The organism is Streptomyces catenulae (genome assembly GCF_000718015.1).
GTDB classification, from domain to species: Bacteria; Actinomycetota; Actinomycetes; order Streptomycetales; family Streptomycetaceae; genus Streptomyces; species Streptomyces catenulae.
Genome location: NZ_JODY01000038.1, coordinates 1 through 19499, shown reverse-complemented (window position 1 = coordinate 19499; position 19499 = coordinate 1). Strand labels below are relative to the sequence as shown.

Here is a 19499-nt window from a genome sequence, read left to right as displayed (position 1 = left end):
GGCGTGGGGCACGGTGTCCCGCGCATGCGGTGCACCCATGCATGGGGCACGACATGGGGCGGGGCGTGGCGCATGGCGCCGTGCATGGGGCATGGGGCATGGGGCATGGGGCGGAGCACCGAACCCGACGCACGCGGCGCCCCATGCACCGCGCATGGGGCGCCTCACGCATGGGGCGGACGGCGAAGGGCGCCCGGGAAGTTCCCCGGGCGCCCTTTCGCGTGGTGCGGCTCCGCGCCGCCGGGTTCAGCCCGCCGCGGCGATCAGCTCACGTGCCTGCTTCACATCGATCGCCATCCGCTCCAGCAGCGCGTCGAGCGTGGCGAACTTCTCCTGGCCGCGGATGTACGCGAGGAAGTCCACCGCGACGTGCAGCCCGTACAGGTCCAGCCCCACGCGGTCGATCGCGTACGCCTCGACGGTGCGGGTCTTCCCGTCGAACTGCGGGTTGGTGCCCACCGATACGGCGGCGGGCATCGCCTCGCCCTCGACGTGCAGCAGCCCCGCGTAGACCCCGTCCGCCGGGATCGCGGTGTGCGGCAGCGTCTCCACGTTGGCGGTGGGGAAGCCCAGTTCGCGTCCGCGCTGCGCGCCACGGACGACGACGCCCTCGACACGGTGCGGCCGCCCCAGGACCTCCGCCGCGCCCGCGACGTCGCCCTCGGCGACCAGCCGACGGGTGAGCGTGGACGAGAACGGCACCCCGCCGCCCACCGAGCCCCGCTCCACGAGGTCGACGACCTCGACCGTGAAGCCGTGGGCGACGCCCAGCTCGGCGAGGGTCTCGACGGTGCCCTTGGCCTTGTGCCCGAAGCGGAAGTTGGGGCCCTCGACGACGACCCGCGCATGCAACTTGTCGGCCAGCACCTTCGCCACGAAGTCGGCGGGCGCCAGCTGCGAGAACTCCCGGGTGAACGGCAGCACCAGAACGGCGTCGACGCCCAGCTCCCCCATCAGCTCCGCGCGCCGGTGGTGCGGGGCGAGCAGCGGCGGATGGGTACCGGGGCGGACGACCTCGCTGGGGTGCGGGTCGAAGGTGACGACCACCGCGGGAATCCCCAGCTCCCGGGCGCGCGCGACGGTCTCACCGATGATCAATTGGTGGCCGCGGTGCACTCCGTCGTACGAGCCGATGGTGACGACGCTGCGCCCCCAGCCCTCGGGAATGTCCTCCAAGCCACGCCAGCGCTGCACTGTGCCCGCTCCTCGCCCGAACTCTTGTCCGTCCACTGCGTCAATTCGGCATGACGCAGGTCTAAGACTGCCATGCCGGGCCCCCCGCCACCCGAGAAGGGTGGCCTCACCGCCCCGGAGCCCCCGGGGCGCACGCCCCGAGCCCATGAGGGCGCACGCATGGGGCGCCCCGCGCCGCACGCATGGGGCACCCCGCGAGAGGCGCATGGGGCCCGCCGCACGGGGCGCGGCCGGGGCCCGCCCCGGACCTCCGCACGGGGCCCCGCACAGGCCGGACGGAGGCAGCGCACGGGGCGCGCCCGCATGGGGCCCCCGCCCCACGCCCCGCCTCCACAGAACGCCGCCGGCCCCACCCCTCCCCCAAGCCAAGAGCCGGCCCGCAGCCGAAGCTCCGGACCGGCTCCCCGATCACCCCGTACCGGGCCGCACAGGCCCCGCACGGTCCCGTCCGCTCTAGGCGAACACCGCCAGGCTCTTGGCCCGGCCGCCCTGGTTCTCCACCAGGGCGAGGAAGGTGCCGTCCGGGTCGAACGCCGCGACCGGACCGTCGGTCTCGAACAGCGGCATCGGGATCCGCGCGCCGTTCATCAGCAGCCGGGACTGCGACGCGGTGACGTCCCACCGGGTGAAGGCAGCGGCCGCCGCCTCACCGATCGGCATCACCGGCAACCCGGCGCCCTCGGTGTCGTCCACCGCGCCCTGCAACTGCTCCAGGGTCCGCGCCCGGTCGAGCTTGTACGGCCCGACGCGGGTGCGCCGCAGCGCCGTCAGATGCCCGCCCACGCCCAGCCCCGCGCCCAGGTCCCGGGCGAGGGCGCGGATGTACGTCCCCGAGGAGCAGGTGACCGAGACCAGCAGGTCGGTCACCGGGGTGCCGTCCTCCGCCTCGGCCTCGTGCACGGAGTGGACGACGAACGACGAGACGGTCACCGGCCGGGCCGGGATCTCGACGTCCTCGCCGTTCCGCACCCGCGAGTACGAGCGCTTGCCGTCGATCTTGATGGCGCTGACCTTCGACGGCACCTGCATGATCGCGCCGGACAGCTCCGCGACGCCCGCGTCGATGTCCTCCCGCGCCAGGCCGTGCGCCGCCTTCGACGCGGTGATCTCGCCCTCCGCGTCATCGGTGACGGTGGTCTGCCCGAGCCGCACCGTGCCGACGTACTCCTTCTCCGTCAGCGCGAGGTGCCCCAGCAGCTTGGTGGCCCGCTCGATGCCGAGGACGAGGACGCCCGTCGCCATCGGGTCCAGGGTCCCGGCGTGGCCGACCCGGCGCGTCCGCGCCATGCCCCGCATCTTCGCCACGACGTCGTGCGACGTGAAGCCGGACGGCTTGTCGACGATGACAAGACCGTCCGGCCCGGTGTTCTTACGCTTCATTCTGCGGCTGCGCCCTCGTCGTCCTCGTCGTCGCCCGGCTTGCGGTACGGGTCGGCCTCACCGGCGTACTGCGCGCCCGACGACACCTCCCGCACCTTGGCGTCCGAGGCCCGTGCCTTGTCCAGCAGGTCCTCGATCGTCTTGGCGTTCTCCGGCAGGGCGTCCGCGACGAACGTCAGAGTCGGCGTGAACTTCGTCCCGGCCGCGGCGCCGACCGCCGAGCGCAGGATGCCCTTGGCGCTCTCCAGGCCCGCGGCGGCGCTGGCCCGGTCCTCGTCGTCGCCGTACACCGTGTAGAAGACCGTCGCCTCCCGCAGGTCGCCGGTGACCCGGGTGTCCGTGATGGTCACGTGCGTGCCGAGCCGCGGGTCCTTGATGCCACGCTGCAGCTTCTGGGCGACCACCTCCCGGATGAGGTCCGCCAGCTTCTTCGCCCGCGCATTGTCGGCCACTGGTCCGTCTCCTTCGTATCTTCCACAATTGTGCTTCCACCGGCGTCCGTCCGCCCGGTCGTCATGACCAGTCGTCGTCGCCGTGCAGCCGTCGGCGGACCGACAGCAACTCCACTTCGGGCCGTGCGGCGACCAGGCGCTCGCAGCGGTCCATCACCTCGGTGACATGCCCCGTGTCCCCGGAGACCACCGCGAGGCCGATGGTGGCCCGGCGGTGCAGATCCTGGTCCCCGACCTCCGCGACGCTCACCGCGTACTTGCGGTGCAGCTCGGCGACGATCGGGCGGACGACGGAGCGCTTCTCCTTGAGCGACCGTACGTCGCCGAGAAGCAGGTCGAAGGAGAGTGTTCCTACGTACATGTACGACGGGTAGAGCCACCCGTGGGGCCTCGGAATCGCGAGTCCCTCGCACCGTACACGCAACGGCCGGGGCCGATCGACGGAAATAACGCTCCGCCGACCGGCCCCGGGTCCGCCCGCCGCCCGGCCGCCCCGAAGGGGGCCGGGCTCCGCGCGGACAGTGCGCTACGTGATCAGCCGCGCGGCTTCTCGCGCATCTCGTACGTCGCGATGACGTCGTCGATCTTGATGTCGTTGTAGTTGCCGAGGTTGATACCGCCCTCGAAACCTTCGCGAATCTCGGTGACGTCGTCCTTGAAGCGGCGCAGGCCCTGAATCGTGAGGTCCTCCGCGACCACCTTGCCGTCGCGGATGAGGCGCGCCTTGGTGTTGCGCTTGACCTCGCCGGAGCGGATGAGGACACCCGCGATGTTGCCGAGCTTGGACGAGCGGAAGATCTCGCGGATCTCCGCGGTACCGAGCTCGACCTCCTCGTACTCCGGCTTGAGCATGCCCTTGAGGGCCGCCTCGATCTCCTCGATCGCCTGGTAGATGACCGAGTAGTACCGGACGTCGACGCCCTCGCGGTCGGCCATCTGCGTGGCACGGCCTTCGGCGCGCACGTTGAAGCCGATGACGATCGCGTCGGAGCCGGACGCCAGGTTGATGTCGGACTCCGTGACCGCACCGACGCCGCGGTGCAGCACCCGGATGTCGACCTCTTCGCCGACGTCGAGCTGGAGCAGCGAGGACTCCAGGGCCTCGACCGAACCGGACGCGTCGCCCTTGATGATGAGGTTGAGCTGCTGCACCTCGCCCGCCTTGAGCACCTTGTCGAGGTCCTCGAGGGACACCCGGCGGGTGCGCTTGGCGAAGGCGGCGTTGCGCTCGCGCGCCGCGCGCTTCTCGGCGATCTGGCGGGCCGTACGGTCCTCGTCGACGACGAGGAAGTTGTCGCCGGCGCCGGGGACGTTGGTGAGACCCAGGACCAGGACGGGGGTCGACGGACCCGCTTCCTCGACGTTGTTGCCCTTGTCGTCGAGCATGGCGCGGACGCGGCCGTAGGCGTCGCCGACGACCATGGTCTCGCCGACACGCAGGGTGCCGCGCTGGACCAGGACGGTCGCCACGGCGCCGCGGCCACGGTCGAGGTGGGCCTCGATCGCGATGCCCTGCGCGTCCTGCTCCGCGTTGGCGCGCAGGTCGAGCGAGGCGTCCGCGGTCAGGACCACGGCCTCGAGCAGCTGCTCGATGTTGGTGCCCTGGCGGGCGGAGATGTCGACGAACATGGTGTCGCCGCCGTACTCCTCGGCCACCAGACCGAACTCGGTGAGCTGACCGCGCACCTTGGTCGGGTCGGCGCCCTCGACGTCGATCTTGTTGACCGCGACCACGATCGGCACATCGGCCGCCTTGGCGTGGTTCAGGGCCTCGATCGTCTGCGGCATGACACCGTCGTTGGCCGCCACCACGAGGATCGCGATGTCGGTCGACTTGGCACCACGGGCACGCATGGCGGTGAACGCCTCGTGACCGGGGGTGTCGATGAAGGTGATGCGCCGCTCTTCGTCGTTGACCTCGGTGGAGACCTGGTACGCACCGATGTGCTGCGTGATGCCGCCGGCCTCGCCCGCGATGACGTTCGTCTTGCGGATCGCGTCCAGCAGTCGGGTCTTACCGTGGTCGACGTGACCCATGACGGTCACGACCGGCGGACGCGCGACGAGCATCTCCTCGCCGCCCTCGTCCTCGCCGAACTCGATGTCGAAGGACTCGAGCAGCTCGCGGTCCTCCTCCTCCGGGCTGACGATCTCGACGACGTAGTTCATCTCGCCGGCGAGCAGCTCCAGCGTCTCGTCGGAGACGGACTGGGTCGCGGTCACCATCTCGCCGAGGTTCAGCATGACCTGGACCAGCGAGGCCGGGTTCGCGTTGATCTTCTCGGCGAAGTCGGTCAGCGAGGCACCACGCGAGAGGCGAACCTTCGCGCCGTTGCCGCGCGGCAGCATGATGCCGCCCACCGACGGGGCCTGCATGGCCTCGTACTCCTGGCGACGCTGCCGCTTCGACTTACGACCGCGACGCGCGGGACCGCCGGGACGACCGAACGCACCCTGTGTGCCACCACGGCCACCGGGGCCGCCGGGACGGCCACCGAAACCGGGACGACCGCCGAAGCCGCCGCCACCGGGGCCACCGCCACCGGGACGACCGGCGAAACCGCCGCCGCCACCCGGGCGACCGCCGCCACCACCGGGACGACCGGCGAAGCCGCCGCCGCCACCGGGACGACCGCCGCCACCGGGACGACCGGCACCGCCGGGGCCACGGCCGCCGGGGCCCGGACGCGGGCCGGCAGCCGGACGCTGCGGCATCATGCCCGGGTTCGGACGGTTACCGCCGCCGGGACGCGGGGCGCCGCCGGGGGCCGCACCCTGCGGACGGGGCATGCCACCGGGGGTCGGACGGGCGCCGCCCTGACCCTGGGGACGGGGACCACCCTGGCCGCCGCCCTGCGGACGGGGACCACCGGGACCACCCTGGCCACCGGGGCGCGGCGCGCCACCGGGACGGGGGGCCTGCGGACGGGCCATGCCCGTGGAGCCACCGGAGGTGAAGGGGTTGTTGCCCGGACGCGGGCCGGACGGACGGCCGCCGCCGGGACGCGGGGCACGCTCGCCACCGGGACGCGGGGCGTTGCCGCGGCCCTGACCACCCTGGCCGCCCTGCGGCGCGGGGCGCGCCGGACGGGGGCCGGGGGTGGCGCCGGGGCGCGGGCCGGGCTGTGCGGCGGGCGCGGACGGCGGGGCCTGGAACTCGGGCTGCGCGGGGGCGGCCGGAGCGGGCTTGGGGCCCGGACGGGCCGGCGCCGGGCGCGGGCCCGGGGCGGGTGCGCTGCTCTTGGGCGCCTCGGGCGCGGCCGGGGCCGCGGGGCCCGGCTTGGGCGCACCGGGCTTGGGGGCGCCCGGCTTCGGGGCAGCCGGACGGGCCGCCTGCGCCGGGGAGGGCGCGGACGGCTTTGCGGGCGCTGCCTTGCGCGGCGCCGCGGGCTTACCGGCGGCGCGGCCGCTGCCGCCACCCGCCTGGAAAGCGTCGGTCAACTTGCGAACAACCGGCGCCTCGATCGTCGAGGATGCCGATCGGACGAATTCGCCAAGTTCTTGGAGCTTGGCCATGACGACCTTGCTCTCCACTCCGAACTCCTTGGCGAGTTCGTATACCCGGACCTTAGCCACTTCGCTCCTTCTAGGTCCGGGTTGTCCACCGGACCGTCGCTACTTCATGGGCGTACTCATCGCGTACTCATCGAGTGCTCATCGCAATCTCGACCTACTTCCGACTCGCGAGGTACCTGACCGCACGGGGATTTCCGTGCGCTGTGCATTCGTGCGTTATTGCCCGGGCCGCTGTTCGACGCCTTCGATGTACTGCCGCAAGGCCGCTGCATCGAACGGCCCCGGGCCCCGGAAGGCCCGGTTGAACGCCCGGCGGCGGACCGCCAGGTCGAGACAGACCCGTGTCGGGTGCACATGAGCACCCCGGCCGGGCAGCGTACCGCGAGGATCGGGGGTGCACTCACCCTCGATCGCCACGATGCGCAGCAAATCGCCCTTGGCCGCTCGCTCCCGGCATCCCACACAGGTTCGCTCAGGGCATGCGCGGGCATGCGTCCGGCCAGACACTGCTTTAGTCTACCTCCCCGCGCCGGCCTCATCCCGATGGGGTAAAGGCCGGACGACTGCTCAGAATTCCCGGTCGGCCCCCGCGGCACCACTCAATTTCCCGAGCGGTGTACGGGGGCGTGCCGTGCGGCTCAGTCCCGGGGGGCCTGCTGCTCGGTGTCCGGGCGGATGTCGATACGCCAGCCGGTCAGCCGGGCGGCGAGGCGGGCGTTCTGCCCCTCCTTGCCGATGGCCAGCGACAGCTGGTAGTCGGGGACGGTGACCCGGGCGGAACGCGCGGCGAGGTCGACGACCTCGACCTTGCTGACCCGCGCCGGCGACAGCGCGTGCGCCACCAGTTCGGCCGGGTCGTCGGACCAGTCCACGATGTCGATCTTCTCGCCGTGCAGCTCGGCCATGACCGCGCGCACCCGGCCACCCATGGGGCCGATGCAGGCGCCCTTGGCGTTGAGCCCGGAGCGCGTGGAGCGCACCGCGATCTTCGTACGGTGCCCGGCCTCGCGCGCGATGGCGGCGATCTCGACGGAACCGTCGGCGATCTCCGGCACCTCCATGGCGAAGAGCTTCTTCACCAGGTTGGGGTGGGTGCGCGACAGCGTCACGGACGGGCCGCGGACGCCCTTGGCGACGCGGACGACGTACGACCGCAGCCGGGTGCCGTGCGAGTAGTCCTCGCCGGGGACCTGCTCCTGCACGGGGAGCATGGCCTCCATCGGACCGACGTCCACGAGGACGTTCTTGGGGTCCTTGCCCTGCTGGACGACGCCGGTGATGACGTCGCCCTCACGTCCGGCGAACTCGCCGAAGGTGATCTCCTCCTCGGCGTCCCGCAGCCGTTGCAGGATGACCTGCTTGGCGGTGGTCGCCGCGATCCGGCCGAAGCCGGACGGGGTGTCGTCGAACTCGCGGGGCTCCTCGCCCGGCTCCAGGTCCGCCGCGTCTTCCTTCGCCCACACCGTCACATGGCCGGTGCCGCGGTCCAGCTGCACCCGCGCCTGACGGCGGCTGCCGTCGGTACGGTGGTAGGCGATGAGGAGGGCCGACTCGATCGCCTCGACCAGCAGGTCGAACGAGATCTCCTTCTCCCGCACCAAACCCCGCAGGGCACTCATGTCGATATCCACGGCTACGCCTCCTCCTGACTCTCGTCGATCTTCTCGTCGTCCTGCGCACCGCGCTGACCGGACGACTCGCTCTTACGGTTGAACTCCAGCTCGACCCGCGCCTTGGCGATCTCGTCGAAGGCGAGGCGCCGCTGGGTCGGTTTGCGGCCCTTGACGCCCGGGACCTCCAGGTCGAGGCCGTCCTCGTCCAGCGTCTGGATACGGGCCACCAGCTCGCCGCCCTCACGCAGCTGTGCCTTGATCAGCCGGCCGACGGCGCGGCGGTAGTGCCGCAGCTCGGTCAGCGGCCGGTCGGCGCCGGGCGAGGTGACCTCAAGGGTGTACGGGGCGCCGCCCATCACGTCGGAGTCGTCCAGCGCCTGCGAGACCTCGCGGCTGAGCTCGGCGCACTCGTCGAGCTGGACGCCCGCGTCGGAATCCACCACGACCCGCAGCACCCGCCGTTTGCCCGCGGGGGTCACGTCGATCTCTTCCAGATCCAGCTCTCGCGCGGCGACGAGCGGTTCAAGCAGCCCGCGCAGCCTCTCGCTCTGGGTGGTGCTCATCCGGGTGACTCCTCGGCCGCGTGTGCTGTTGTGGGTAGGTCGCGTGTCGGGTCAAAGCCTATCTGTTCCGGCGGGGTACTGACGATTCGGTGGCCGGTCGCGGATACGCTCGCCAGCGGTGATCACTACGGAAGACCCGGGATGTGGAACGTGCCGAACGTGGCGCTCACGCGCAGAACGACCCTGCTGGCCGGCGCCGTGCTGGGCGCCGCCCCCCTGCTGAGCGGCTGCTCCGACGACTCCGGGACGCCCCGTGCGCGGCAGACGGCGGCCACCGAGCGGCTGCGGGCCGCGGCGGCGGGCGACAGCACGCGCCTGCTGGCCCGTTACGACGCGACCCTCGCGGCCCATCCCGCCCTGGGGCCACGCCTGGGGCCGCTCCGCGCCGAAGTGGCGCGCCATGCGGAGGCGTTCGGCGCCCGGCCCACCGGCGGCGCCTCCTCCCCCGGCGGCGGACCGACGGGTTCGGCCGGACCGTCGGCGTCCGGCGCCTCCGGGAAACCTGACGCCTCGCCGGGGTCCGGCGCACCGCCGGAGGCCGAGGCGCCGCAGAAGGCCGCGGCGTCGAAGAAGGCGGACGACGGGGCCGCCGCGTCCGGCTCCGGGGTGCCCGGTGACGAGAAGGCGGCGCGCGCCGCGCTGGCCGACGCCGAGCGCCGCCTGGCCGATGCCCGCGCCCGCACGCTGCGCACCGCCCCGCCCGACCTGGCCCGCCTGCTGGCCTCGGTGGCCGCCGCCGGTGCCGCCCACGCGTATCTGCTGACCGCCGCCGGGTGAGACGGCCGGTACGCACCGGACCACACCGAACCGGACGGACGCCTGGCCCGCCCGCACGGCCCCGCTCCGGTCCGCACGGGGCGCCCGCACCGTGCGGACCGGACCGTGCCCCGTCCCGGCACACTCCCCCCACCCACCGAAGGAACAGGCCCGCCCCGTGACGCCCTCCCCGCGCCCCGCCGATGCCCGCCCCACGCAGCTGTCCGCCGTGCAGAGCGCCCTCGCCGCCGAGCACGCCGCCGTCTACGGCTACGGCGTGGTCGGCGGCCGGATCACCGACGACCGCCGCAAGGAGGCCCGCGAGGCGTACGACGCCCACCGTGCGCGCCGCGACGCGCTGCGCCGCACGGTGCGCGACCTCGGCGGCACCCCCGCCGCGGCGGCCGCCGCGTACGAGTTGCCCTTCCCGGTGCCGGACGCCGCCGCCGCGGTCCGTCTCGCCGCCGAGTTGGAGGACCGGCTCGCCACCGTCTACGCGGGGCTGGTCCGCTCGGGTGACGAGCGGCGCCGGGCGGACGCGGCCGCCGCGCTGCGGGAGGCGGCGGTGCGTGCGGTGCGCTGGCGCGGCAGCGGCGTAGCCTTCCCTGGGCTCGTGGAACGGGCGGCGACCGGCGCCCCGTCCCCCTCCGCGAGCGCCTCGGCGAACGCGCTCTGACGACCGGCCGCGGGCCCTGGCGGGCCGGGCGGCCCAGGATCCCGGAAAGGGACGGCAAGGCATGGCAACGGCACCCGTCGAACCACCGCGGCGGCTGGTGAACTCCCTCGGCAGCGACCCGGCCGCCCCTGTGCGCGCCTGGCTGGCCGCGCTGCCGTCGGCGGTTCAGGAGCGGCTCGACGCCTGGGAGCTGACGCTGGAGCGGGTGGACGCGCCCGGGGGCCGCAGCAGCCTGGTCGCCCTCGTACGGCAGCAGGACGGGACACCGGCGGCGCTGAAGTTCCCCGTGCCGGGCCGCCCGCACGCGCAGGAGGCCGCGGTGCTGCGGCTGTGGGACGGCTGGGGCGCGGTCCGGTTGCTGCGGGCGGACGAGGCGAGCGGCGCGCTGCTGCTGGAACGTCTCCAGGGCGCGGTCTCGCTGCGGTCGCTGCCGTCCGCGAAGGCACTGCTGGAGGCTGCAGGAACGGTACGCCGCCTCTGGGTGGCGCCGCCCGCCGCGGACCACGGTTTCGAGACGCTGACGGGCCGTACGGAGGAGGCGCTGGCGGCGCTGCGCACGGCGGGCGCGCTGACGCCCACGGCCGCCCCGCTCGTGGAGCAGGCGGCGGAGCTGCGCCGTGCGCTGGCGGACTCGGCCACCGAGGAGTACGTGCTGCACGGCGCGTTCCGGCAGGGCAAGGTCCTGGCCGGGGAGCGGGCGCCGTGGCTGGCGGTGGGCCCCGTCCCGGTGATCGGCGAGCGGGCCTACGATCTCGCGGCGCTGGTCACGGACCGCTTCGAGGACCTGGCGGCCGGTTCGGGCGCCGCGGCCGCGACCCGCCGCCGGGTGGCGAAGCTCGCCGAGTCCCTGGAGGTCGACCGGGACCGGCTGCGCGACTGGACGCTCTACCGCGCGGTGGCCGCCGGAGTCCGCGAAACCGCATCGGGCGACCGCCGCCACGGCGAACTCCTCCTGGAATTCGCCACCTGGCTCTGAGCGGGGGCGTGGGGCCGGGCGCTCCTCCGTGACGCCGTCACACCGTCACTCAGTCGGGGTCCGGGTGAAGTGCTCGTCCCGGTGTGGGGTGTGGTTCGCGCATGGGGCGGTGGTCTTCTCCGCATGGGGCGGCCGCGTGAGGCCCCGCCGCATGGGGCGGCGGCCCTCTCCGAGTGGGGCGGCCGTATGACGCCCCGCCGCATGGGACGGCCGCCGTCTCCGCATGGGCAGCCGCGTGGGGCAGCCGCATGAGGCCGCGCCGCCCCATGCACGACAAGCGACTCCGTGGCGCACGGGGCGCGCATGGGGCCAGGCGCATGGGGCCCGCACGGGGGAGGCACATGGAGCCCCGGCCGCCAGCCCCCGTACACCCGACACGGTGCCGCACGCTGCGGCGCCCCGGATACGCCGAAGGGCCGACCGAGGCGCTCTCGCCCCGGTCGGCCCCGTGGCCCGAATCAGGCGCTGAGGCGCGCGACCGCGTCCTCGACGGAGAGCTCCTCGCGCTCGCCCGTGCGGCGGTCCTTGACCTCGACGACGCCTTCGCCCGCGCGGCGTCCGGCGACCACGATGGTCGGGACACCGATCAGCTCGGCGTCGGTGAACTTCACGCCGGGCGACACACCCGGGCGGTCGTCGACCAGCACCCGCAGGCCCGCGGCGCCGAGCTTCTCACCGATCTCCAGGGCGAGTTCGGTCTGCTTGGCCTTTCCGGCGGCGACGACGTGCACATCGGCCGGGGCGACCTCGCGGGACCAGCACAGGCCGGACTCGTCGTGGCTCTGCTCGGCGAGCGCCGCCACCGCGCGGGAGACGCCGATGCCGTACGAGCCCATGGTGACGCGCGCGGGCTTGCCGTTCTGGCCGAGCACGTCCAGCTCGAAGGCGTCCGCGTACTTGCGGCCGAGCTGGAAGATGTGGCCGATCTCGATGGCGCGGTCGATGCGCAGGCCGGTGCCGCACTTGGGGCAGGGGTCGCCCGGCTCGACGACGACCACGTCGAGGTACTGGTCGACCTCGAAGTCGCGGCCGGCGACGACGTTCTTGGCGTGCATGCCCTGCTTGTTGGCGCCGGTGATCCAGGCGGTGCCGCTCGCGACCCGCGGGTCGGCGAGGTAGCGGAACGCGGTACCGGCCAGGCCCTGCGGGCCGACGTAGCCGCGGACCAGGTCGGGGCGGTCGACGAAGTCCTCGGCGGTGACCAGCTCGACGGTGGCGGGCGCGAGGTGCTCACCGAGCTTGCCGAGGTCGACCTCGCGGTCACCGGGGACGCCGACCGCGACGATCTCGCCGTCGACCTTGACCAGGAGGTTCTTCAGCGTCGCCGACGCCGGGACGTCCAGGTGCGCGGCGAGGGCCTCGATGGTCGGGGTGTCGGGGGTGTCCAGCTCCTCGACGGGGCCGTGGTCGGCGTCCTCGACCGGGGCGACCTTGACCGTGACGGCCTCGGTGTTCGCGGCGTAGTCGCAGGACGGGCAGTCCACGAAGGTGTCCTCACCGGCGGCGGCGGGGGCGAGGAACTCCTCGGAGGCGGAGCCGCCCATGGCGCCGGAGACGGCGGAGACGATGCGGTAGTCCAGGCCGAGACGCTCGAAGATCTTGGTGTACGCCTCGCGGTGCAGGGCGTACGAGGTGGCCAGGCCCTCGTCGGTGGTGTCGAAGCTGTACGAGTCCTTCATCTGGAACTCGCGGCCCCGGAGCACGCCGGAGCGGGGGCGGGCCTCGTCGCGGTACTTGGTCTGGATCTGGTAGAGGATCACCGGCAGGTCCTTGTAGGACGTGCACTGGTCCTTGACCGTGAGGGTGAAGATCTCCTCGTGGGTGGGGCCGAGGAGGTAGTCGGAGCCCTTGCGGTCCTTGAGGCGGAAGAGGAGGTCGCCGTACTCCTCCCAGCGGCCGCTCGCCTCGTACGGCTCCTTGGGGAGCAGGGCGGGGAGCAGGACTTCCTGGCCGCCGATGGCGTCCATCTCCTCGCGGACGATGCGGGAGACGTTCTCCAGCACCTTCTTGCCCAGCGGGAGCCAGGTCCAGATGCCCGCGGACGTACGGCGGACGTACCCGGCGCGTACCAGCAGCTTGTGGCTGGCGGTCTCGGCGTCGGCCGGGTCGTCGCGCAGCGTCTTGATCATCAATCGGGACATGCGCTGGACCTGAGCGGCGTGGGCCATGGGAGTTTCTCCTGCGTAAGAAAGGTGACTCCTTGGAGATTAGCCGCCGGGGCAGGGCGCACGGAAATGGGTTGCCCGCCGTGCACGGGGCGCGGTGGGCCGTACGGGGCACGGCGCGGTGCGCACGGGGCGCCCGCACGGGGCCCGCCGTAGGGCCGGGAACGCCCCCGTACGGGGCATGGCGCGGGCAGGACGGCGCCTGCACGGTGCGCGGGGGCCCGGCGCGTACGGCACGGGGCAGCCGCATGGGGCAGCCGCACGGGGCGGGGCCACGGCCCCCGGAGGCGTCGCCGCCCGACGCCTCCGGGCCCTGCGCCCCATGCCCCGGGCCCCATGCCCACGCCTCGCGCCCCGTCCGGCCGTACCGGAACGTGGCGTCAGCGCCGGAGGAGCGGCAGCGGGGCGCCCATGACGGCGTACGGCGTGGGGGCGCTGGGGAACAGGACGCGGCGGGCGAGGTCCTGGTAGCCGAGGGAGTGGTAGAGCGCGCGGGCGGGGCTCTCGGTGTCGAGGGCCGAGAGGATGCTGCGGGGCCGCGTGGTGCCGTCCGTCAGCTCCGTGATCAGCCGTCGGCCGATGCCGCGGTGCTGGTGGGCGGGGTGCACATGGAGTTCGGTGATGACGAAGGCGTCGTCGAGCCAGTGGGCGAGCTGCTGGGCGCGGAGGTAGGGCTCGACGACGCCGGACCACCAGTGGGCGCGGTCGTTGGGCATGCCGTAGATGAAGCCGATGAGGCGCCCGGCGGGGGTGGTGGCGCCCAGCGCGCGGGCGCCGGGGCACTGGAGGTGCCGGAGCACGATGGGGCGGCGGATGGCCATCTCGTCGTCGGTGAGCCCGAAGGCGAGGGCCTGCACCGCCAGCGCGTCGTCCACGCGGGCGGCGAGATCGAGGGGGCCGACCGCGATGTCATCCATGGTCGGGAGCGTACAAGGCGTACGCCCCGAACAGCACGGTCACAGCCGTACGGTGGCGACGGCGCGGACACCCGCACGGTGCGCGTGGCGGTGCGGACGGGGCGGGGTGGCGCGCGCCCCACGGTGCGGACGGAACGGGGCATGGTGCGGCGGAGCCCGGACGGCACCGTGCGGGCGCACGGGGCGCGCACCCCGACGCGCGCTCGGCTCAGGACCGGACTCAGGCGAGGCCCGCTCGCCTCATGCCCCGGCGCCCCCGCTCAGAACAGGACGCTCATGAACGCCCCGACCTCCTCGAACCCCACCCGGCGGTACGACGCGCGCGCGGCGGTGTTGAAGTCGTTGACGTAGAGGCTGACGACGGGGGCGACGTCGGCGAGGGCGTAGCGCAGGACGGCCGCCATGCCGGTTTCGGAGAGGCCCTTGCCGCGGTGTTCGGGGTCGACCCAGACGCCCTGGATCTGGCAGGCGCGGGGCGTGGCGGCGCCGATCTCGGCCTTGAAGAGGACCCTGCCGTTCTCGACGCGGGCGAAGGAGCGTCCGGCGCCGACGAGTTCGGCGACGCGCGCCTGGTAGAGGAGTCCGCCGTCGCCCGCCATCGGGGAGATGCCGACCTCCTCGGTGAACATGGCCACGCAGGCGGGCATGATCAGTTCCATCTCGTTCTTGCGGATGCGCCGGACGTACGGGTCGGGGGCGATCTCCGTGGACGGGGCGCTGGTGACCATGAGCGGCTGGTGGGCGCGGACCTCGCGGGCGGGGCCCCATGCAGGCTCCAGGAGGGCCCACAGGGCGGCGGTGGCCTCGGCCGGTCCGACGAGGGAGGAGCAGCGGCGGCCCTGGCGGCGGGCGCGTTCGGCGAAGCCGCGGATGGCCTCGGGGGTGGCGCAGATGGGGACGAGGTTGGCCCCGGCGTAGCAGAGGGATTCCAGACGGCCGCCGGAGTACCAGCCCCACATCTCGCCGCCGAGCCGCCAGGGGTCGAGCCCCGCCACCTGGACCCGGGCGGCGACGAAGGCGTTGGCGACCGGGTCGCGGTCCAGGACCTCCAGGGCGGCGTCGAGCTCCCCGGGCTCCAGGACCTTGAGGGTGGTGGTCGTCAGCACGTGTCGGAAAGCCTCACCGGTGCGGGCCTGGGAGGCCAGGCAGGAGCAGGTTCTCGCACTGTACCTCCCACCGTCGGACACCACCTATGGCGCTACGTGTGAGCCCCGCCGCCCCGGGGAACGGGGCGGCGGGGCTCGGTGACGAGGGGCGCCGTGCGGCGGCCGACGGGGCGGTCAGCCCGCGGTGGTGACGACCGGCTCGCCGGAGGCCACGCCGTCCTTCTCCATCTGCTCGGCGATCTTCATCGCCTCTTCGATGAGGGTCTCGACGATCTTCGACTCGGGGACGGTCTTGATGACCTCGCCCTTGACGAAGATCTGGCCCTTGCCGTTGCCGGAGGCGACGCCGAGGTCGGCCTCACGGGCCTCGCCGGGACCGTTGACGACGCAGCCCATGACGGCGACGCGCAGCGGCACCTCCATGCCCTCCAGACCGGCGGTGACCTGGTCGGCGAGCTTGTAGACGTCGACCTGGGCGCGGCCGCAGGACGGGCAGGAGACGATCTCCAGGCGGCGGGGCTTGAGGTTGAGGGACTCCAGGATCTGGAGGCCGACCTTGACCTCCTCGGCGGGCGGCGCGGAGAGCGAGACGCGGATGGTGTCGCCGATGCCCTCGGAGAGCAGCGCGCCGAACGCGACCGCGGACTTGATCGTGCCCTGGAAGGCGGGGCCCGCCTCGGTGACGCCGAGGTGGAGCGGGTAGTCGGACTGCGCGGCGAGCTGGCGGTAGGCGTTGACCATCACGACCGGGTCGTTGTGCTTGACCGAGATCTTGATGTCGCGGAAGCCGTGCTCCTCGAAGAGGGACGCCTCCCACAGCGCGGACTCGACGAGCGCCTCGGGGGTGGCCTTGCCGTACTTGGCGAGCAGGCGGGCGTCGAGCGAACCGGCGTTGACGCCGATGCGGATGGGGGTGCCCGCGTCGCCGGCCGCCTTCGCGATCTCCTTGACCTGGTCGTCGAACTTCTTGATGTTGCCGGGGTTGACGCGGACCGCGGCGCAGCCCGCGTCGATCGCGGCGAAGACGTACTTGGGCTGGAAGTGGATGTCCGCGATCACCGGGATCTGGGACTTCTTCGCGATGACGGGCAGCGCGTCGGCGTCGTCCTGGGTCGGGCAGGCGACGCGGACGATCTGGCAGCCGGAGGCGGTCAGCTCGGCGATCTGCTGGAGCGTGGCGCCGATGTCGGAGGTGCGCGTGGTCGTCATCGACTGCACCGAAACCGGTGCGTCTCCGCCCACGGCGACCGTTCCGACCTGGATCTTGCGGCTGACCCTGCGGTCGGCAAGCTTGGTCGGTACGTCCGGCATTCCCAGCGAAATGGCAGTCATCTGGCGAGCAACCCCAAGGTGTGGATCTAGGTCCCGAAGTCGGCGGGCTCCGGCAACCGAGATTACGGCACCGGGGTTCCCCGAAGCACATCGTGGCCGCGCGGCGGCGTGGTACGACGACGGCCGGACGCCCGCGGCGCTCCGCGGGACGTCCGGCCGTCCACCTGTATGACCTGCTGCTTTCCCGGTTATCCGGTGAGGGTGACCGGGTTGACGACGTCGGCGACGAGGACGAGCAGGGTGAAGCAGATGAACACGCCTGCGACCACGTACGCGACCGGCATCAGCTTGGCGACGTCGAACGGGCCCGGGTCGGGGCGGCGGACGACCTTCGCGAAGGCGCGGCGGAGCGACTCCCACAGGGCCCCGGCGATGTGCCCGCCGTCCAGCGGGAGCAGCGGCAGCATGTTGAACAGGAAGAGGGAGAGGTTGAAACCCGCCACCAGGAAGAGCATCGTCGCGACGCGCTGCTCCGGGGGGATGTGGAGGGAGAAGACCTCGCCGCCGACGCGCGCGGCGCCGACCACGCCCATCGGGGAGTCCGGCTTGCGTTCCGCGCCGTTGAAGGCGGCGTTCCACAGGTCGGGGACCTTGCCGGGGAGGTTGATCAGGGAGGTGACGCCCTGCTGGACCATGTTGCCCATGCGGTCGACGGACTGGCCGAAGGACTGCTGGACGACGCCGCTGGCCGGGGTGAAGCCCAGGAATCCGGCGGTGACGAACTGGCCGTCGACGTAGCCGCCGTGGCCGTCGGTCTTGGCGACCTTGTTCTCGATGAGGTCGGCGTGCAGGGTGCGGCGGGCGCCGTCGCGTTCGACGACGAGCGTGGCGGGCCCGGTGGTGTCGCGGATCTGGCCCTGAAGGGTGTCCCAGTCGGGGATGGCCCGGCCGTTGAAGCTGACGATCTTGTCACCGGCGCGCAGACCCGCGGCCTTGGCCGGGGAGTCCTTGGCGCCCGCGGGGCACTTGTCCGTCTTGGCGGACGCCGCGATGACGCAGTCCGAGACCGAGCCGACCTGGGTGGTCTGGGTGTTGATGCCGAAGCCCATCAGCACGCTCATGAAGATCACGACCGCGAGGATCAGGTTCATGAACGGCCCGGCGAACATCACGATGACGCGCTTCCACGGCTTGCGCGTGTAGAAGAGCCGCTTCTCGTCGCCCTCCTGGAGCTCCTCGAAGGCGGCCGAACGGGCGTCCTCGATCATGCCGCGCCACGGTGAGGTGGAACGGGCCTGGAGCTTTCCGTCGTCGCCGGGCGGGAACATCCCGATCATGCGGATGTAGCCGCCGAGCGGGACCGCCTTGATGCCGTACTCGGTGTCGCCCTTCCTGCGGGAGAAGAGCGTCGGCCCGAAGCCCACCATGTACTGCGGCACGCGGATGCCGAACATCTTGGCCGTCGAGAGATGGCCGAGCTCGTGCCAGGCGATGGAGAACAGCAGGCCGACGACGAAGACGACTATGCCGAGGATGGTCATCCAGGTCGTCATGCGCGAGCCTCCGAAGGTGTACGTGCCGCCCGGGCGGCCAGTTCGCGGGCGCGGGCGCGCGCCCAGGTCTCCGCCTCCAGTACGTCCGCGACGGTGAGGGAAGTTCCCCGTCCGGGCATCTCGTGTTCGGCGACCACTTCGGCGACCGTATCCACAATCCCTGTGAAAGGCAGCCCGCCGTGGAGGAAGGCGTCGACGCACTCCTCGTTCGCGGCGTTGAAGACGGCGGGCGCGGTGCCGCCGAGGTCACCGACGTGGCAGGCGAGCGGGACGGAGGGGAACGCCTTCTCGTCGAGGGGGAAGAACTCCCAGGTCCGGGCCGTCGTCCAGTCGATACCGGGCGCGGCGTCGGGGACCCGGGCGGGCCAGCCCATGCCGAGCGCGATGGGCATCCGCATGTCGGGCGGGCTGGCCTGGGCGAGGGTGGAGCCGTCGGTGAACTCCACCATCGAGTGGATGTAGGACTGCGGATGGACGACGACCTCGATCTGTGCGAACGGGACGTCGAACAGCAGATGCGCCTCGATGACCTCGAGGCCCTTGTTGACGAGGGTCGCGGAGTTGATGGTGACGACGGGGCCCATGGACCAGGTGGGGTGGGCCAGCGCCTGCTCCGGGGTGACATCGGCCAGTTCCTCGCGGCTTCGGCCGCGGAACGGGCCGCCGGACGCGGTGACGACGAGCTTGCGGACCTCCTGGCGGTCGCCGCCGGTCAGCGCCTGGAACAGCGCGGAGTGCTCGGAGTCGACGGGGACGATCTGCCCGGGGGCGGCGACCGCCTTGACCAGGGGACCGCCCGCGATCAGCGATTCCTTGTTGGCGAGGGCGAGCACCCGGCCGGCCTTGAGGGCGGCGAGCGTCGGGGCGAGGCCGATGGAACCGGTGATGCCGTTGAGGACGGTGTGGCAGGGCGAGGCGGCGAGGTCGGTGGCCGCGTCGGGTCCGGCGAGGATCTCCGGCAGCGGCTCGCCCGCGCCGTACCGCGCGCGCAGCGCCTCCCGCAGCGCCGGGGCGGCCTCCTCACGGGCCACGGCGACGGTGCGGACCCGCAGCTGGTGCGCCTGCTCGGCGAGCAGCTCCACCCGGCCACCGGCCGCGGAGAGCGCGGTCACCCGGAAACGGTCGGGGTTGCGCCGCACGATGTCGATCGCCTGGGTGCCGATGGAACCGGTCGATCCGAGGATCACGATGTCGCGGGGGCCGTGCTGCGCGTCCGGATCCCCGGAAACCGGGGCGAAACGCAGGTGCGGGTGGGCGAGGGAGTCCGTCATGGGGTCCATTGTGGCCGGTCCCGGAGGCGACGGACGCAACACGTCGGCACGGGGGCACATGCGGCGGGTGGGGAGGGGTGGATATGGGG

General features: G+C 72.9%; 17 protein-coding genes. 3 read left to right on the top strand and 14 right to left on the bottom strand.

Features of this window, described 5'->3' with window-relative positions; all coding sequences use genetic code 11:
* Nucleotides 1-246: 246 nt before the first annotated feature.
* The 8 genes from IF23_RS0126755 to rimP all read right to left on the bottom strand — a co-directional run bounded on the left by IF23_RS0126755 (nt 247) and on the right by rimP (nt 8718).
* Nucleotides 247-1194, bottom strand: coding sequence for a bifunctional riboflavin kinase/FAD synthetase (locus IF23_RS0126755; protein WP_078654289.1), 948 nt, complete (start codon nt 1192-1194; stop codon nt 247-249).
* A 453-nt stretch (nt 1195-1647) separates the two neighbouring features.
* The gene (truB, locus tag IF23_RS0126750) at nt 1648-2574 is read right to left on the bottom strand and encodes a tRNA pseudouridine(55) synthase TruB (RefSeq protein ID WP_030288055.1); all 927 of its coding nucleotides are present in this window, start codon (nt 2572-2574) and stop codon (nt 1648-1650) included.
* The gene (gene rbfA, locus IF23_RS0126745; protein WP_030288054.1) at nt 2571-3026 is read right to left on the bottom strand and encodes a 30S ribosome-binding factor RbfA; all 456 of its coding nucleotides are present in this window, start codon (nt 3024-3026) and stop codon (nt 2571-2573) included. The genes truB and rbfA overlap by 4 nt, the downstream gene beginning before the upstream one ends.
* Before the next feature lie 61 nt (nt 3027-3087).
* On the bottom strand, nt 3088-3387 hold the full coding sequence (locus IF23_RS0126740) for a DUF503 domain-containing protein (protein WP_030288052.1): 300 nt from the start codon (nt 3385-3387) through the stop codon (nt 3088-3090).
* A gap of 173 nt (nt 3388-3560) precedes the next feature.
* Nucleotides 3561-6602 (bottom strand): translation initiation factor IF-2, encoded by a 3042-nt coding sequence (gene infB, locus IF23_RS33150; protein WP_078654288.1) that lies wholly within the window; start codon nt 6600-6602, stop codon nt 3561-3563.
* Nucleotides 6603-6758: 156 nt separating this feature from the next.
* Nucleotides 6759-7049, bottom strand: coding sequence for a YlxR family protein (locus IF23_RS33145; RefSeq protein ID WP_078654287.1), 291 nt, complete (start codon nt 7047-7049; stop codon nt 6759-6761).
* Between the two features lie 131 nt (nt 7050-7180).
* Nucleotides 7181-8173, bottom strand: coding sequence for a transcription termination factor NusA (nusA, locus tag IF23_RS0126730; RefSeq protein ID WP_030288048.1), 993 nt, complete (start codon nt 8171-8173; stop codon nt 7181-7183).
* Between the two features lie 2 nt (nt 8174-8175).
* Entirely contained in the window at nt 8176-8718 is a 543-nt protein-coding gene (gene rimP / locus IF23_RS0126725) for a ribosome maturation factor RimP (protein WP_030288046.1), read from the bottom strand.
* 159 nt (nt 8719-8877) lie between these two features.
* Between rimP and IF23_RS0126720 the strand changes: the two genes are divergently transcribed.
* From IF23_RS0126720 to IF23_RS0126710, 3 genes are all read left to right on the top strand, one after another.
* Nucleotides 8878-9495, top strand: a complete 618-nt coding sequence (locus IF23_RS0126720; RefSeq protein ID WP_030288044.1) for a hypothetical protein — start codon at nt 8878-8880, stop codon at nt 9493-9495.
* 157 nt (nt 9496-9652) lie between these two features.
* Entirely contained in the window at nt 9653-10150 is a 498-nt protein-coding gene (locus tag IF23_RS0126715; RefSeq protein WP_051739915.1) for a ferritin-like domain-containing protein, read from the top strand.
* Between the two features lie 61 nt (nt 10151-10211).
* On the top strand, nt 10212-11126 hold the full coding sequence (locus IF23_RS0126710; protein ID WP_030288040.1) for an aminoglycoside phosphotransferase family protein: 915 nt from the start codon (nt 10212-10214) through the stop codon (nt 11124-11126).
* Between the two features lie 458 nt (nt 11127-11584).
* Here the strand turns inward: IF23_RS0126710 and IF23_RS0126705 are convergent, their stop codons facing one another.
* From IF23_RS0126705 to dxr, 6 genes are all read right to left on the bottom strand, one after another.
* Nucleotides 11585-13294, bottom strand: a complete 1710-nt coding sequence (locus IF23_RS0126705) for a proline--tRNA ligase (RefSeq protein ID WP_030288037.1) — start codon at nt 13292-13294, stop codon at nt 11585-11587.
* Between the two features lie 377 nt (nt 13295-13671).
* Nucleotides 13672-14208, bottom strand: a complete 537-nt coding sequence (locus tag IF23_RS0126700; protein ID WP_030288035.1) for a GNAT family N-acetyltransferase — start codon at nt 14206-14208, stop codon at nt 13672-13674.
* Between the two features lie 260 nt (nt 14209-14468).
* Nucleotides 14469-15314 carry a GNAT family N-acetyltransferase gene (locus tag IF23_RS0126695; RefSeq protein WP_030288033.1) on the bottom strand — a complete coding sequence of 282 codons (846 nt, stop codon included), beginning with the start codon at nt 15312-15314 and terminating at the stop codon, nt 14469-14471.
* A gap of 174 nt (nt 15315-15488) precedes the next feature.
* Nucleotides 15489-16646 carry a flavodoxin-dependent (E)-4-hydroxy-3-methylbut-2-enyl-diphosphate synthase gene (ispG, locus tag IF23_RS0126690; protein ID WP_030288031.1) on the bottom strand — a complete coding sequence of 386 codons (1158 nt, stop codon included), beginning with the start codon at nt 16644-16646 and terminating at the stop codon, nt 15489-15491.
* 188 nt (nt 16647-16834) lie between these two features.
* Nucleotides 16835-18139, bottom strand: coding sequence for a M50 family metallopeptidase (locus IF23_RS0126685; protein ID WP_030288029.1), 1305 nt, complete (start codon nt 18137-18139; stop codon nt 16835-16837).
* On the bottom strand, nt 18136-19410 hold the full coding sequence (dxr, locus tag IF23_RS0126680; protein ID WP_030288027.1) for a 1-deoxy-D-xylulose-5-phosphate reductoisomerase: 1275 nt from the start codon (nt 19408-19410) through the stop codon (nt 18136-18138). Before dxr ends, IF23_RS0126685 begins: the two co-directional genes overlap by 4 nt.
* Nucleotides 19411-19499: the final 89 nt, after the last annotated feature.